The 16,560-nt window shown below is 36.0% G+C and carries 14 protein-coding genes and 1 pseudogene; all 15 read left to right on the top strand.

What is annotated here, in order from left to right; genetic code table 11:
- Positions 1–6 precede the first annotated feature (6 nt).
- Positions 7–834: a glycosyltransferase family 2 protein gene (locus L0Z67_RS09260; protein WP_062569220.1), complete on the top strand. Its 828-nt coding sequence runs from the start codon at positions 7–9 to the stop codon at positions 832–834.
- A 104-nt stretch (positions 835–938) separates the two neighbouring features.
- A complete protein-coding gene (locus L0Z67_RS09255) occupies positions 939–1,256 on the top strand; it encodes a DapH/DapD/GlmU-related protein (RefSeq protein WP_228074465.1) in 318 nt (105 codons plus the stop codon).
- A complete protein-coding gene (locus L0Z67_RS09250; protein ID WP_062569218.1) occupies positions 1,249–1,701 on the top strand; it encodes a hypothetical protein in 453 nt (150 codons plus the stop codon). The genes L0Z67_RS09255 and L0Z67_RS09250 overlap by 8 nt, the downstream gene beginning before the upstream one ends.
- Positions 1,701–2,207 (top strand): glycosyltransferase, encoded by a 507-nt coding sequence (locus L0Z67_RS09245; RefSeq protein ID WP_062569217.1) that lies wholly within the window; start codon positions 1,701–1,703, stop codon positions 2,205–2,207. The genes L0Z67_RS09250 and L0Z67_RS09245 overlap by 1 nt, the downstream gene beginning before the upstream one ends.
- Before the next feature lie 94 nt (positions 2,208–2,301).
- Positions 2,302–3,375 (top strand): hypothetical protein, encoded by a 1,074-nt coding sequence (locus L0Z67_RS09240; protein WP_405127886.1) that lies wholly within the window; start codon positions 2,302–2,304, stop codon positions 3,373–3,375.
- Entirely contained in the window at positions 3,368–4,540 is a 1,173-nt protein-coding gene (locus L0Z67_RS09235; protein ID WP_062569215.1) for an O-antigen ligase, read from the top strand. The genes L0Z67_RS09240 and L0Z67_RS09235 overlap by 8 nt, the downstream gene beginning before the upstream one ends.
- Positions 4,537–5,631: a sialate O-acetylesterase gene (locus L0Z67_RS09230; RefSeq protein WP_405127885.1), complete on the top strand. Its 1,095-nt coding sequence runs from the start codon at positions 4,537–4,539 to the stop codon at positions 5,629–5,631. Before L0Z67_RS09235 ends, L0Z67_RS09230 begins: the two co-directional genes overlap by 4 nt.
- A gap of 31 nt (positions 5,632–5,662) precedes the next feature.
- Entirely contained in the window at positions 5,663–6,442 is a 780-nt protein-coding gene (locus L0Z67_RS09225) for a hypothetical protein (RefSeq protein ID WP_405127884.1), read from the top strand.
- An 11-nt stretch (positions 6,443–6,453) separates the two neighbouring features.
- A complete protein-coding gene (locus L0Z67_RS09220; RefSeq protein WP_062569213.1) occupies positions 6,454–7,500 on the top strand; it encodes an acyltransferase in 1,047 nt (348 codons plus the stop codon).
- Between the two features lie 457 nt (positions 7,501–7,957).
- The gene (locus tag L0Z67_RS09215) at positions 7,958–10,186 is read left to right on the top strand and encodes a choice-of-anchor A family protein (protein WP_405127883.1); all 2,229 of its coding nucleotides are present in this window, start codon (positions 7,958–7,960) and stop codon (positions 10,184–10,186) included.
- 88 nt (positions 10,187–10,274) lie between these two features.
- A complete protein-coding gene (locus tag L0Z67_RS09210) occupies positions 10,275–10,673 on the top strand; it encodes a hypothetical protein (RefSeq protein ID WP_062569211.1) in 399 nt (132 codons plus the stop codon).
- A 529-nt stretch (positions 10,674–11,202) separates the two neighbouring features.
- On the top strand, positions 11,203–12,606 hold the full coding sequence (locus L0Z67_RS09205) for an undecaprenyl-phosphate glucose phosphotransferase (RefSeq protein WP_062569210.1): 1,404 nt from the start codon (positions 11,203–11,205) through the stop codon (positions 12,604–12,606).
- On the top strand, positions 12,590–13,804 hold the full coding sequence (locus L0Z67_RS09200; protein WP_062569209.1) for an outer membrane beta-barrel protein: 1,215 nt from the start codon (positions 12,590–12,592) through the stop codon (positions 13,802–13,804). Before L0Z67_RS09205 ends, L0Z67_RS09200 begins: the two co-directional genes overlap by 17 nt.
- Positions 13,801–14,322, top strand: a complete 522-nt coding sequence (locus L0Z67_RS09195) for a polysaccharide biosynthesis/export family protein (RefSeq protein ID WP_062569208.1) — start codon at positions 13,801–13,803, stop codon at positions 14,320–14,322. The genes L0Z67_RS09200 and L0Z67_RS09195 overlap by 4 nt, the downstream gene beginning before the upstream one ends.
- Positions 14,323–14,345: 23 nt before the next feature.
- Positions 14,346–16,554, top strand: a pseudogene (locus L0Z67_RS09190) (GumC family protein).
- The last annotated feature ends 6 nt before the right edge of the window (positions 16,555–16,560 follow it).

Here is a 16,560-nt window from a genome sequence, read left to right as displayed (position 1 = left end):
CTTAAAATGCTGACAGTTATAATACCTGCATATAATGAAGAAAAATGTATTGAAAGGACGTTATCCGAATTAACGAATTTTTCGAGTTTGGAGGTTGAGGTAATTGTCTTGCCAAATGGCTGTATTGATAATACAGCCGAATTCGTTAGAGCAAAATTTCCTTCATTTAAAGTGGTCGAGCTTGATACTGGCTCAAAAATCTTAGCTATAAATAAGGGGCTTGAAATTGCTCAGTTTGAACATGTGCTTGTTCAAGATGCTGACGTGATTATCAGCACAGAAAGTATCAGAAGTATTTTAAAATTTATTGAGAGTGAACAGTATTTGTTTGCCTCACCGACCACTAAAATAGTTCAAGATGGCAGTTTCTTAACTAATATGTACTACAGTTTTTTGAAACTTACTCCTGCTTACCGAGTTGGAATGGTTAATTCCGGTGCATACCTTATTTCTCCACAGGCACGCGATATTTTAGGAAAGTTTCCACAAGTTATTGCTGATGATGGCTATGTTAAAGGTACCTTAGGTTCAGCTAATTTAACTACGATTCCTTCTTGTTATTCAGTCGTAATGAGTCCAAGAACAATTTGGTCTCTTATTAAAATAAAAACGAGAAGTAAATTAGGCAATATGGAACTAAAGAAGAAGTTTACTTCGCCTACTACAGGCGGTAATAGCTTTTCTTCTTTGTTTAAAATAGCTATCAAAGAGAAAGCGTTATTTCAGTTTTTGATTTATGCGACGGTCATTTCAATAGCGACATTTCGTGCTAAGTTGCAAATTAAAAAATTAAAGACAATTAAATGGGAAAGGGACGAGAGCACAAGAATATGAAAAGATTCATACACGTCTATGTACGACATTTTATACTATCTATTATTACGCTCTGGTATATCCATTTTTATAAAATGAATATACATAAAAGCGTTAGAATTTCATTGAAAGCAAAGCTAGATAAGACAAACCCGAAAGGTGTTCATATAGGAGCGGGGACTTATATTGCATTTGGGTCGGTAATTCTAACTCATGATATGTGCCGAGACATACATAAAGACGTGAGAATAGGTGAAAATTGTTTCATTGGTGGTAACTCAATCATCATGCCAGGCGTTACTTTGGGCGATTCATGTATTGTTGCGGCAGGCGCTGTTGTGACAAAGGATGTAAGTTCAGGGACAATTGTAGCAGGAAATCCTGCTGTTGCCATTCGTACAAATATTAAAACAAAAGCTTTAGGGATATTAATTAATGAGTAAGAAGCTCATAGCAATTGCATCAACGGGTGGTCATTATGTGCAATTGAGTAGAATAATGAAACAAGCTAACTTTAACTCTAATGACATTTTATTTGTGCGCACGAAAGTTAACGCGCACGATACACCTTCTTTTGAGAATGAAAGCTTAATTGAGGATGTGTCAAGAGACACATTAATCCGATCTCCCATAATTGCGTTTCAAATGTTAAAACTCGTCTTAAAGCATAAACCTAAGTGGATAATAACCACAGGCGCGATGCCTGGGTTAATTTCTATTGTAATTGGCCGACTATTACTAAGAAAAACCATGTGGGTTGATAGTATTGCTAATACAAAACAATTATCCGCCTCGGGAAGAATAGCAAAGAAATTTGCTCATAAAACATTAACCCAATGGCCAGATTTAGCTGGTGATAATGTTGAATATAAAGGTCGAGTTATATAATGAAAGTGCTTGTAACTGTGGGTGCGCAATTACCATTTAAACGATTGGTAGAGGCCATTAACGATATAAATAAATCACTAAACTTGGATGTTTTTGCTCAAGTTGGTGAAGACTCAAATGCTTATGATGGTATTCAAGTGGTTGATTTTTTGAGCTCTAATGAGTACAAAGCGAAACTTGATTGGTGTGATATTGTTATTGCTCACGCTGGTATGGGAACCATCATTCAATGTTTAGAATTGAATAAAAAGCTTATAGTTGTACCGAGGTTGGCTAAATTTGGTGAGCACAGAAATGATCATCAGCTCGATACTATCGCAAGATTTGAACCGTTAACCTCATCAATAAGCTTAATGAGGGTGTGCCGTGATGTAAAAGACTTGCAACAGACCCTAGAGGAAATCGAGAAGCTAAGCGAGAAAAATGATTTCTTCACGACTGAAAAAGAGAAAGATACTGAGAACCTAGGTGTATATATTAAAAAAATGATAGATGATGAAGTATAAATTATCTTTGTTAATTGACTCGCTGTTATCGTCGGGTGCTAATTTTTTAATCACGTTTCTTTTACTTAAGTATGAGGGAAATGAGTCAGTAGTCATGTTTGGTGTTGCTATGACTCTGTCATTAATTTTCTTATCTTTTCAAAGAACAATCGTGCTCATTCCTTTTAATTTAAAAGAAGATAAGTGCAGTAAAGTAAGGATAATAGAGTTTCTAAGTTGTTCATTTTTCCTCTTAGTGCTATTTTTAGTGTTAATTTTCATTAGTACCTATTTTGTTTTTCCATATCAAGAGCAGTGGTTGTTAGCGCCTGTTTTATTCGCCTTTTTGTTTATACATGAATCATTTAGATATCTACTTATGGTGAGTAAGCTGTACTTTTTGCCTGCGTTGGTATCTGTTGTTTTAGTATCTACTTTTGCAGCTTCTTTATTATTTGATGGTTTATCTATAAAGCTCTTGATAAACACTTATTTATGTTTATTTGCGCTAGAGTTAATAGTAATCGCTCTTTTTATTACTTTTATAAAAGCTAATACCGATGAGCATGAGTTAGACATTTTTTTTTGGTTTCGTGATACAAGAAATTTACTAAATCGAAATGTTCAATCCATTTCTCAATTACTACTCGTACATTCTCCATTTCTATTAGTATCGGCTTTGTATCCAGCAACAGTTTCTTCTGTTCTATTTATAGCTCGATCAGTATTTCAGCCAGTACAAATATTGATCAAATCAGTTGAGGCAATTGATCAAAGAAAACTCGCTAGTATAAAAGATAATGCACACACATTTGTAAAGAGTTTGTTCAAAAAGTATATGCTTATTTCTTTAGCCGCCTCTTTAATTTGTTTATTAATAGCTGTTTATCTATTTCCTGTGGTGTATGGTGAGCAAGCTGTTCCTAAGCTAGGTGATTTATTGTTCTGGGCAGGTATTTTAGTTTGTTTATCATGCTCAAGAAGTGTTGAAATGCTGCTCGTGAAGAAAAATATGTACAAAAAAATGAACTCACTATACCTGTTATCAGGTTTGGGTGTCTTATCTCTTTTACTATTGAATTTGTTTCTTCATTTACAAGTTTCACCATCACTTCATATTTTTATGGGGTGGTTGTTTTTGGCGATTACTTATTATTTGATTGTTATGAAAGGAGTCGATAATGAATAGGGTAAGACTCTTTAACTTATTTCTTTTTTCAATGTTTATTATCTTTTCTTTATTTGTTTTTAGAATACGCGAATACGGAAGTGATAGTGTCGATTTTCAAATCGTTTTAAGACTAATGGCATGGGGAGGAGGTATTTTAATCGCATTTATATATTTTTATAAATTCGGTTTTAGGGTGTCTAACAATCATGAGTTGTTATTTGTTGCTTTTATTCTCTTAGCTATTTTGATGCTCCCTTTTTCAATGCTTCCTTTTCGTAGCTTTGTTGTAGTACTTTCATATGCAGCTTTTTATTTTTATTTTAAGTATGTAAAAAGTAGGTTTGGAGATGACTTTTTACTTTATTCAATTTCCCTGTCATTTTTTATAGTTGTTTGTTTTTCTTACTTTTATTATTTGGCTTTGCCCGATTTGGGGAGACACATCTATTGGTTGAATGATGTTTTATTTGTAAGCCCTCGAATGAGTGGCGTTTTCTCTACCTCGAATGCAATGGGGGGATTCTGTGCCGTATATTGCCTGTTCTTGTTACATGCGTTTAATAAGAAAATTATCTCAAAATCTTTCTTTATTATTGCATTTGGGTTGTCTTTGATAGCGTTACTATTGAGTGATAGTAAGACTGCTTTTATATCATTTGTTTTTTCTTCTTTATTTTTATACAGAAGAAATAAGTTTATTCTGTTTGCAATTCTATCAGGTGTAATTTTAACCTCATTATTAATAATATACGCTACATTTGACTTTTATGGCTTCCTTGAACATGTATCTCGCCACGGTGATCCTGAAGAAGTTCTCACTTTCACGGGCAGAACATATATCTGGCCTGCTGTCTTTGATATGGCGCTTGAGCGGCCTTTTACCGGCTATGGTATAGGTGTGACGTCTTTGGCTTTGCCAACGTTAGAAGATATTATAGGTTATACACCCGCTCACGCTCATAACTTAATCTTACAAGCTTTTTTCAGTCTTGGGCTTGGTGGCATGTTATGTATAACTGCAATTCTTGGCTATAATCTGGTTGTAAAATGCAAAAATAGATTGGGTAACTCGATGGCGGTTTATATTGTTATTACCTCTTTATTTGAGGCCTCGTTTTTATCCGGTGTAGCTGGCTATTCTATTATTCCTGTAATCTATATGGTTTTAAGTAAAGAAAAATGAGACGTTATTTAATTTTATTTTTACTTCTTTTTAGCTCATCTAATAGCCTGAGCGCTATTGATGATTATAATTTAGTCTTAGCATCAGGTCAGTCATTAAGTATAGGGCACACTGATCAAGACTTGAATCCGATAATTTTTCCTAATGAAGTTAATCCTAACAACGTCTTTCTGTTTAATGGTGTCAGGACCACTGCACCTCGATATTATCAAAGGTTAGTAGAAAATGACGTAAGATTTTTGGAACCTTTGAAAGATGTGACTAGACAAACACATGCATACTCAATGTTCAAAATGTTGGAATATTTATATGCTCTTGAGAACAAACCTTTCCCTAAGTTTGTTTATGCTCCACATGGTCGTGGAGGGCAAAAGATAAGTAAACTTGAATATGGCACAGAACCATTTGAAAATGGACTTACGATGCTAAGGGCTGCAGAGCGGTTGGCTGCGCAAAGTGGCGAAAGTTTTAATGTCCCTTTTATTACTTGGATACATGGTGAATCTAACGCAAATTCTAATTTACAGGACTATAAGCAAAAGCTTAGTAAGCTCTATAACGCTTATAAAAATAAAATACAAACTACCACTTCTAAAACCCGTAATCCAATATTATTCATGGACCAAACCGGCGTTAGTTATGGGCATGATATTGCTATCTCATTATGGGAGTTTGCGAATGACCATGAAGCTGCCTCTTTAGTCATGCCAAAGTACTTTCTAAATAGAAATTACTTTAATAGGCCTGATGAAAGAACTCACTTAAATACGAAGGGGTATATTTTACAAGGCGAGTATTTTGCGAAAGCTATCTTTTCTACATTTGAATCTAATAAGAAATGGAAACCACTGCAACCAGAGTCTTTAGAAATAGCAAATAATAAAGCTTTTGTGAAATTACATGTTCCAGAAGGAAGTTTGACTATTGATACTCAAACTTTACCTGAAGCACCTGGTTACGGTCTAAAGTATATATCGCCAAATAACATAGAATACATTCCGCAAGTTTCCATACAAGGTGATACGTTAATACTCGAGTTTAATACTACACTCGAGGTGGGGGGAAATAGACAGTGGCTTTACCCTAGATGACAGGTATAACACTGCAAATCAGAAAACCCCTGTGACTAATATCAGAGATACGTCGACGTTAATTTCTTCTGTTGATCAGCAACCACTGCATAATTGGCTAGTGCAATTTTCGATAGAGATTACCCCTCAAACTCCCGGCATGTCTTCTTCTGTAAATCCAAGTGGCAACAGTATATGGCATGATGGCGATATCGTCGCTGATATGTCAGAACCCTACTCTATTATCGGCGGAAGCTATAATAATAGGGATTTGAACTATGCTTTATATCGTGTCAGTTTTGATGCTGAAATTGAATCGGGTACGCCAATTTTTTATATCGGAGATTCAAGCATTCCAATTACAAAAGAGGGGGAAAACTCTTTTGTAGCAATCGTTTGTGAACCTACAGAAGATATGGTTTCTGTGGTAAGCACACAAACTATGTTTACCGGAGCGATGCAATCCATTTCTTTAAAACCGATATTATCCGAAACTAACTTTGACCAATATGACGTTGAAGAGCTCGGTGATAATATTTGGCCTAATAATGTGACCGTTGAGAATTATGAAGCAGATGATTTTGTAGTCACTGGAGACTATTTTATCAAAACGAAGTTACAGTACCCGATATATTTACTTGAATATGAAGTCCAAGTGAATGAGGGGTCAGCATATATCAATATTGGCGATTTTCATAAGAGCATCAATGATACGGGAGTATTTTATAGTAGGGTACCTATTTGTAAGCCTGAGTTTGGCCGTTTAAGATTTTCTTCAGGTAAATCAGGCTTTTCAGGGAAAATTAGTAATATTGAAATTGAACCAATTTAAAAGGTCATAGTTTGTTTTATAACTCAATTAATAATTTCCGTGCGATAGCCATTATGTTTATCGTTTTCGGTCATTCTTTCGATGTTTCTGGTGTCGCTTTAGATAGTCTTTGGGAAGTTTTTTTAAGAAACCTGCTATCTGGTGGTACCATTCTTTTTGTTTTCATTTCAGGCTTTCTTTTTGAAGTTGTATTTTTGAGAAAGTTTACTTTTTCTAAGTTTTATTTCTCCAGAGCTTCAAAGCTGATATGGCCATATTTATTATTGTCAATCATACCAATCTGTTTATATATCTATGTAGCTAACCCAATTTCAGATGGCTATTTTCTGCCTAAATCTGAAGGTGCAATATCACAGTTTATGGTACCTTTTCTAAAATATGAAGTAACAGGTCGCTTTATGACCGCTTATTGGTATATTCCTTTTGCGTTACTGTTATTTTTACTCTCGCCATTAGTCGTTCATATACTAAAAAAAGGTTTTAAGTTTAAGCTGTCACTGATTCTGATTCTTTCATGCGTGTCAATTTTGATTCATAGACCTGTCGATAATATGAATCACTTGCATTCTGTTGTGTTTTTTTTCCCTGTTTACCTCACCGGTGCTGTGGTATCTCAATGTAGAGAATCCTTGTTAAAGGCATTTCAGGGTAATCGGTTTTGGCTATTATTTTTATTATCGATCAGTTTCACGCTGATCCAGACCTATTTAGGTGATGTGGGAAGCTACCATAAGCCATTTTTTGAGTTCAGAGGCATCGACTTGATGTTTCTACAAAAGCTACTCCTTGCTTTCTTTTTCTTCTTGCTATTAGAAAAGTATTCAAAAAGTAATTTGTTTTTTGACACTCTCGCGAGTACAAGTTTTGCAGTGTTTTTTATACATCCCTATCTAATCTTTATATTTAGAAACTTAAAATTACCGACCCCAGATACGGCGTTATTCCAGTGGCTCTACTTCATTGCTTTATCTATTATGTTTGTGTTACTTAGTATGCTTCTTGCCTTGTGCGCGAAAAAATTACTCAATGATAAGAGTAAATACCTCATTGGTTATTGAAAATACAGTTTCATTAGCTTGAAACTGATTCTAAAAAACTACCTGGTAAGTATTATCTGAAATAACAATAAAAGCTTGAAAACCTGTTGGTGATTGAATTGCTAACAGGTTTTTTAGATGAAAATATATCTTGTGATTGTTACCTAACAGATAGTTTTACTAAGATCTGCTAAAAATTTGGACTATCTCCTCCTTTACATCGTTAACATTAAATTAACTTTTATATAGTGTTTTAGGGTTGGTTTTAAAGGTCTTTTATCCTGCTTTATTACTTAAGTTACTGATTTTTGCGTTTTGTACTTTTTTATGGAACATTAAAATGGTACTTTTGTAGTGTCTTTTGTTTATTTGCATTTAATTTGTATATATAATGTGCTGCAATTAATTCAAGGACATGACTATAAGCTGAACACACAGTTTTTGCTGCTATTGACGCACTTTCATTACGAGGGAAATAATGACTAACTCATTACTAAAATTAACAAAGCTAAGCGCAGTGATTGCTATTAGTTTAGCTAGCTCAACAACTTTGGCCGCAGACTTAGGCGTTGCCAATAATTTTTCTGCGTTTGTTTTTGAAGATTTTAAATCTAATTCAGGTCGTGCTGAGGGCGCAATTGCAGCCGGTGAGATAAGTCTGAAAGGATACAGTGTTGGTTATACAAGACCCTACAATGCTGGCGAATATTATTTAATTAGTGAATCTAGTATCGCTTTCAAGTCAGGTCGTCAATATGTGGGCAGTATGATTGCCAGCGGTGCTACTGATGTCAACTGGAGTGTTCGGTGGGGCATGCAATGGGGCTCTAAAATCCTATCGAATCAAAGTGAATCTGCTATGCCTTTCAACTTTGATGAGCAAGAACAGTACTATAAAGATTTAAGTGCTGGATTAAGTGAGCTTTCAACAACGGGTACTGTAAAGAGTATGTGGGGCGGCCTTTACTTAGAAGGTGATGGGGGCTCTGATAGACAAGTATTCAACTTAGACGCACGGGAGTTTGCTAAGGCACATACCTTCGCTGTGTCAGGGATCCCGCATGGCGCAACAGTCGTTTTTAATATAACCGGCGATGATAATATTGTTGTAAAAGGTAAAAGCTTTGCGAGTTTACATAACCATGCAACTAAAACAGTATTCAACTTTGCGAATGCCAAAAAACTTGATATCAAAGGGAATCGTTGGCAAGGCGTTGTTTTAGCTCCGTTTGCTGATATTAGAGGTGTTCATGGTGTTGCTAAGATGCCAATTATTGGCCAGAGTTTTTATGGTTCAATGACATTGTTAGGCGGTGAATTCAGCGGTGACTTACCTGAAATCGGTGCGCCAGTTTGTAATGATATTGATGTTACTGATAAATGGAGTTGGACTGGCAGTGAGTTTATGCCGGAGTTTGACCAAGTTATTTCAACTCCGATAGCTGTAAATCTAAATGATGATAATGGCGATGGTATAATTGACGAAAAAGATGTGACAGATATCTTGGCTGTAACTTTTAATATTGCTAATTATCGTGCGCAGGGCATTGTTCGAGCGTTTAGCGGTATCGATGGTCAAGAGTTGTGGAAAACTGAAAACTTTGATGGATCTTTTAATTATAAAACAATTAAAGCGAGTTCAACTTACTCTATCGCTGCCGCAGATGTTAATAACGATGGTTTGGTTGAAGTTATAGTAAGAGATTCTACTGATCACAGTTATAAGATTTATAGTAATACTGGCGACTTGATTAAGGCTATTCCTAAAGGGTTTGCATTTGGAAATTCCGCTATATCTGATCTTAATGGTGATGGTTCCGCTGAATTCATTATTGGCAATAACATTGTGAATCTTGATGATGATTCAATCGTTAAGCTTAAAAAGCCTGTGGATTATAATAAGGGCGACTTCGTAATGATTGATTCAATTGCTTTTGATGCAGATCTTGATGGACAGCAGGAAGTCTTAGTAAATGGTGTTTTATATACTATGGACGGACAAATTCTTTGGAACAAAAATACACAACAAGGCTTTGCTGCAATTGGTAATTTTGATAATGATGCATACCCTGAGATTGTGCTAACTGACTTAGATGGAAGTATTAAGCTTCTAGAACAGGATGGCTCAGTAATTTGGGAGTATCAATCAGATGATTCAGGCGGTGGGGTTCCTTCAATTGGTGATGTTGATGGCGATGGTGAACCAGATATTGTTGTCTCAGGCGGTAAATTAATTAAAGTACTGAATAAAGAGGGCGTTTTAATTAACTCCTTTGCAATTAATGATCCCTCTAGTAAACGCGCTGGTGTCATAACATATGACTTTAATGGCGATGGAAAAGATGAAATCATTAATATAGATGAAACGGGGTTAAATATATTTAGCGCATCAGAAAATAGATTAGTTTATACGTCTAAGCAGTCCTCAGGGACAATTTGGGAGTACCCAATTGTTGTTGATTTAGATGGTGATGGCTCTGGAGAAATTATCTCTGTTTCCAATACATTGCTTTTGCCAAGCGGTGCCACGGGTACTAATGGTATTTCTGTCAAAACGTCAAAAAGCTGTAAATGGTCGCCAGCTACACGTATTTGGAATCAGCATTCCTTTTCTGGTTCGAATATAAACCAAAATGGCTCGTTGCCTTTACAACAAGAAAACAGCTGGGAACAAACAAATACCTTCCGTTCTGGTAATTTGAATTAATTCATTCTAAATGAGCCAATTAACTTTTTTAATTGGCTCATTTTGTTAGAATTGCGCTCGTTTTAAAACGGATTTAAAAAGGTTTATTTTGGCTGATTTACACGATGACCCTGCAATTAGAAGTTTGTTGGAAAGAATGCCAGAGGGTATTCAAAATACATTTACCGATGAACAGTTAGTACATTTGAAAATTGCAATCGGTGCAAGACAATGGGGGAATCACGCAGTTGACCTTAGAGGGGTTGTTAAATTATTTAAATACCGTTATTACTACGTGCTTTTGGCTGGACGAAATAGGCGACAATTAACTCCTCAAGAACAAAAAGTTGCTAAGTTTGGGCAAGCGGTAATTTTAAGCATGGCAGTCTCATTTGTCCTATTAACTATATTGCTAATTTTATATTTGGCGAAATCTGCATTGGGAATTGATATATTTTCTAGCTTTTCCTTTGGCCTGTGGGACTGGTTTAACTCCCTGTTAAATTAGAATAGCTAAAGTGGCTGAGAGGGTTAGGTTTTACCGGTCCTTTTTAATTGGTAATTTGATATGGTTTCGCTCATATTAAGTAATGCAATCTCACTACTGTCACATTAACTTAATATGAGTAATATTCATGTTTACTGCTTAAATATGTTTATTTTTTGTAAATGGTCTAGCTTCTTGCAATTTATTTTTTTTAAATTAACCCCAATTTTTCAATTTTATTTTGATTATAATTTACACAGTCTTGTGTTTTTTTACCTTTTTGGGAAATCGATTGTCAATAAACTGCTCCTATCCCTTTGTTTATTCAAATAATAAATAAATATGAATCTGCCCTGAATAGTTTAATTTAATAATGTTGTGTTTATTTTTGTTTATCTTGCGTTCATTTTTATAAATGTTTCTTTTTTATACTTCAATTTAATGCAATTTTTGTTTGGCACTTTATACTTATTTTTTGGTTGATCTGTTCCTGTTGTCACTATATTATTGCAGCTGATTTTTTAGTTACTTGCCGTTCAAGGAAGATATAGTGAACAGAAGCAGAACATTTAAACCATCTAGTTCTTCAGATGCAAATTTTTATCGCTTATTTGACTTGTTAACACTTTTTATTGCATTTCAAATAGCAAATAGTATTTATACTATTCACTTTACCTCAGCTTATCTTGCAGCTGCATTATCTATCACAATTACCTATATGTATTGTGCAGAAATATTATCTACATACCGATCGTGGCGTGCAGGTAAATTCAGAAGCATGGTTTTATGCTCTTGGGTTTCTTTAGTCGTTGCGTTTTCAACGATGTTTTGTATTTCATTTGTTTTTAAATTCACAGAAGTATTGTCTCGTTTAGGGTTAACCATTTGGTTTTTTGTGAGCTTGCTGCTTTTATTTAGCTGGCGTTTGGCTGTTCATTTATACAAACGTAATCGACGTCGATTAGGCTTGAATCTTCGTAATGTTGCAATTGTTGGTGCAACTGAAGGGGCAGCGTATTTACATAAAGAAATTGAAAATAATAGCGAGTTAGGCTTTAAGTTTATGGGTTTCTTTGATGACCGTAAACCTGAACGTTTGTTTGAAAAAGCCGCCAATTATGACGTGGAAGGCAACATTCAAACCGCAATTGATCGGGCTCGAGATGGTGAAATAGACATATTATACATTGCATTACCACTAAAAGCTGAAAAGCGTATTGCTGATATTTTATTACAGCTTGGCAATACGACGGTTGATGTGCATGTTATTCCTGATTTTCTACTTTCTAACTTGATTCACGCTAGGATAGAACATGTTGGTAATTTAGATACATTAAGCGTGTTTGAGTCACCTTTAATAGGTGCGCAGGAGTTTATTAAGCGTACTGAAGATATTATTGTTTCTTCATTAATTCTGCTATTAATTTCCCCTTTACTGTTAGTGATCGCTGCTGCAGTTAAGCTTACTTCCCCTGGAAATATAATCTTCAAACAAGATCGATATGGTTTAGATGGCCGAAAAATTAAAGTGTGGAAGTTTAGGTCTATGACAGTCACCGAAAATAGTGACGTAGTTACACAAGCGACAAAAAATGATGCGCGTATTACTAAGCTTGGTGGCTTCTTGAGAAGAACAAGCCTTGATGAGTTACCTCAATTCATCAATGTATTAAGAGGTGAAATGTCAATAGTCGGCCCAAGACCTCATGCTGTAGCTCATAACGAAGAATACAGATCTAAGGTCGATTTCTACATGATTAGACACAAAGCAAAACCTGGTATCACCGGTTGGGCTCAAATTAATGGCTGGCGCGGTGAAACAGATACACTTGATAAGATGGCTAAACGAGTTGAATACGACTTACATTACATTAAGCACTGGTCCTTGTGGCTTGATGTGAAAATAATTTTTATGACAATTTTTAAGGGATTTAAAAGTGAAAATGCGTACTAATACAATTTTATTTTTACCTATTGCACTGGGTTTATCTGCACCTGCGATCGCAGTTGAATTAAAACCAGGCAGTTTTATGACTGAGGATGGAGCAGAGCTCACGCCTACGCTCCAATTAGGTGTTAGTAGCAACGACAACTTTTTTATGACACCATCAGATACCCAGTCTCGTCTAATATGGGAAATAGCACCTAGTTTAAATGCATTGATTGAAGACGGTCCAGACAATTATGAATTTGATATTGCTACACGTTCTGCACTGCATAATAAAGATTCAACTGATAACTTTACGCAAATAAATCTAGGCGCTGGTTTGCATAAAGAATTTACCAGTAAACACCGTGTAGATATTAAAGGTGATGCTGATTGGCTGTCAGAAGCACGTGGTGCAGGTTTGACAGAAGGTCAGGGTAATACTATTGATGACTTAATTACATACCAACAACAGAATTTCTCTGCTAGGTATGAATATGGCGCCCTAAGCTCTAAGGCGCAGGTCGCTTTTATGGCTGGCTACTATAATAAAAATTATCAAAATTTTTCTGAGATATCTCGTTTCCGTGATTATGACAAACCTATGCTAGGTATTACTGGTTATTATAATACACATGCCGGTAGCCGTGCCTTTGTAGAGATAAAGCAGGAAAACTATCGCTACGATGTTATTGATTCTAATGGTATTTCTCGTGATTCAGATGATGTTAAAGTATTGTTGGGTATGGAATGGGAAGCGACAGCCATTACAACGGGATCGTTTAAAGTTGGTTATCAGAATAAAGATTTCGAGTCGAATCTTCGGGATAATTTCAGCGGTTTAAGCTGGGAAGCTGCGGTTGTTTGGAAACCACTTTCTTATACGTCATTACAATTGGTAACTAGCCGTGCAGCAAAGGATCCTTTGGTTCAAGGCGATTATATTCGTGAGAGTGTATATGGTGCTACATGGCAACATGATTGGAGTGAATCTTTAAGCTCAGTAGTCAGCGCAAATTATGTGGATCAAGAGTACGTGGGCAATTTTAATCGCAAAGATAAAGTTAAAAACGCACGTCTTGGGTTGAACTATCTAGCAAACAACTTTGGTATGGTATCGGGTTATGTTGATTTCATAGACCGTAACTCAAACCAAGCTAACATCGAATTTGATCGTGTAATCGTGGGCCTTAATTTTACTTTTGCGTTAAAGGGTAATGAATGAAGGTCAAAATTTTAATAGCTTTAACCTTGCTCCTAAGTGTTTATAGTTTTGCTGATGATTCAAAAAACTATATCTTAGGGGCTGGTGATAAAATAGAAATTAAAGTATTTGGCCAGCCAGATTTAGATGTAACCTCACTGCTAGGTAATAGCGGTGAGATTAATTACCCTTTTTTAGGTAAGGTCAAGCTTGTCGGATTAAATATTTCGCAAGTTGAGCAAACGATTAGCGAGGGTTTACAGCCTGATTATTTGGTTAACCCTAACGTATATGCTCAAGTCGTGGAATACCGTCCTTTTTATATCCACGGTGAAGTTAAGGAGCCTGGTGCGTATCCGTATCAACCTGCAATGACAGTAAACCAAGCAATTGCATTAGCTGGCGGATTAACTGAGCGAGCCTCTGTTGACAAAATTTTTATTTTTAAAGAGAAAACCAAAGCGCAGCAACAAAAAGGTAACTTAAATAGCCAAATTGCTGCTGGTGACACTATAAAAATAGAACAGCGCTTGTTTTAGGCAGTTAAAGGCAGTAATTAAAAATGAATTCACTATCAGAAAAGCCTAATAGCAATGAAGAACTCATTGATTTAGGCGCTTACCTTAATGTTATCAAACAGAATAAATGGAAAATCTTAGGTTTTTCGGTTGTTGTAACTTTATTTACCATGATGGTTACTCTAACCTTGGTACCTAAGTATATAGCTTCTGCAACCTTACTGATTGAGTCAGAACAAACAAAAGCTGTTAGCTTTGATGAAGTTTATGGCTTAGATTCAACGAAAAAAGAATATTATCAAACTCAGTTTGAAGTAATAAAGTCGGATAGTATAGCCCGAGAGGTCATCACAAAGCTAAATTTGGCAGAGCATCCGGACTTTATTAATAAACCTTCATTCAGTGATGAGTTAAAAAGTATGGCGAAGCAACTTTTGCCATTTCTTAACAAGTCTGAACGTTCAGTGCTCACCGAGCAGGAGATTGCTGAGTTAAAAATGCTGGATTTACTTGCTACGTTTAGAGCTAACCTGAGCGTATCACCTATTCGTAAGACCCAACTTGTAAAAGTTAGTTTTGAATCGAGCGATCCTAAACTTGCTGCCTTAGTCGCTAATACCGTAGGTGAGGTTTATATTGAAAGCCAAATGCGCGCTAAAATGGGCATCACCCAACAGGCTTCAAGTTGGTTGAATACCCGCTTATCAGAGCTACGAGTTCAACTTGACAGCTCTGAAGTTCGCTTACAAAACTACCGAGAAGAGCAAAAACTTGTCGACATTGAAGGTATTGCGGGGCTTATAACTCAAGAGTTAGAGCAAACGTCTAAACAGCTTGTTGACGCTCGCGCTACAAAAAACAATTTGGAAAGTATAAACCGTGTTATCAATGAATATGGCAATGATAACATTGAGTTACTGGGAAGTATGCCTGAAATTACTTCGCACCGTGTAGTACAAGATGTTAAACGTGAAGTGGTGTTAGCTGAGCGAAAGGTGAGCGAATTAGCTGAGGTATATGGCCCTAAGCATCCTAAAATGATTTCAGCTAAAGCTGAGTTAGCGACAGTAAAAACGAACCTTAATAAGCAAATTAAAGGTTTGATTACTGGTATTGAGAAAGAGTTGAATAGGATTGCGCGTACTGTCAGTGCTCTTGAAGGAGATTTAGCAAAAATCCGTGCTGAGTATCAAGATGTAACGCGTAAAGAGACGCAATATAACCAGTTAAAGCGTGAAGTTGAAACAAACCGTAATATTTTTAATACCTTTTTATCTCGCTCTAAAGAGACTGAAGTAACCAGCGACTTTAGTTCAGCAGCAGCTCGTTTTACAGACCGTGCATATGCACCAAGAAATCCAAGTAAACCAAATAAAAAGTTAATTATTATTTTAGCCTTTGTTGCAAGCTTAGGTTTTGCAATGGTGATGACATTCGTTTTTGACGCGCTAAACGATACTGTTAAAAATAAAAATGATGTTGAAAATAAACTAGCGCAGCGAATGTTAGGTTTGCTACCTCATGTTGCAATTCCTAAAAAGAGTTTCTTTCCGATCCATGCTTACTTAGATGATACGTATCGTCGCTTTGCTGAATCGGTACGAACTTTCCGTACTAGTCTATTATTAACTCATCTTGACCGCGCACATCAGGTTATTGCTGTTACATCGACTTCGCCAGGAGAAGGTAAAACCACTACTTCTGCTAATTTAGCCATGTCGTTAGCGCAAATGGGGAAGGTGTTGTTAATTGATGCTGATTTACGTAAGCCAACTCTAGCAAAACGATTTGATATACCAGTGTTTCACCCTGGTTTGAGTAATTTAATTATTGGCACAGATCAATTAACTGATTGTGTACATGAGGATTCGCAATCTGGTGTAACTATAATGCCCAGTGGTCAGATACCCTCTAACCCACTTGAGCTCCTCTCGAGCAGCCGCTTTTCTGATTTGCTTAGTGAATTAAAAGGTAAGTATGATCATATTATTGTTGATACGCCACCGACTCAAGCGGTTAGTGATGCACTAGTAATAGCACAAAGTGTTGACTCGGTTGTATATGTTGTTAAATCAGATATAACACGTATTAAACCTATCACCGCAGGGGCTTGAGCGTCTATTTGAAGTAAAAGCTCATGTTGCGGGTGTTTTACTAAACCAAGTGGATATGAGTAAGTCTAAAGATGAACACAGTCAAGGGTATTATGATTATTACGATTACTCACAGCAACCTGAAAAACCTCAAGCGTAACTAAGT

Origin of the sequence: Pseudoalteromonas sp. PB2-1, assembly GCF_045040605.1 — a bacterium.
Classification (GTDB): Bacteria; Pseudomonadota; Gammaproteobacteria; order Enterobacterales; family Alteromonadaceae; genus Pseudoalteromonas; species Pseudoalteromonas arabiensis.
The sequence above is the reverse complement of the archived record's forward strand: the minus strand, read 5'-3'. Positions and strand labels throughout refer to the sequence as shown.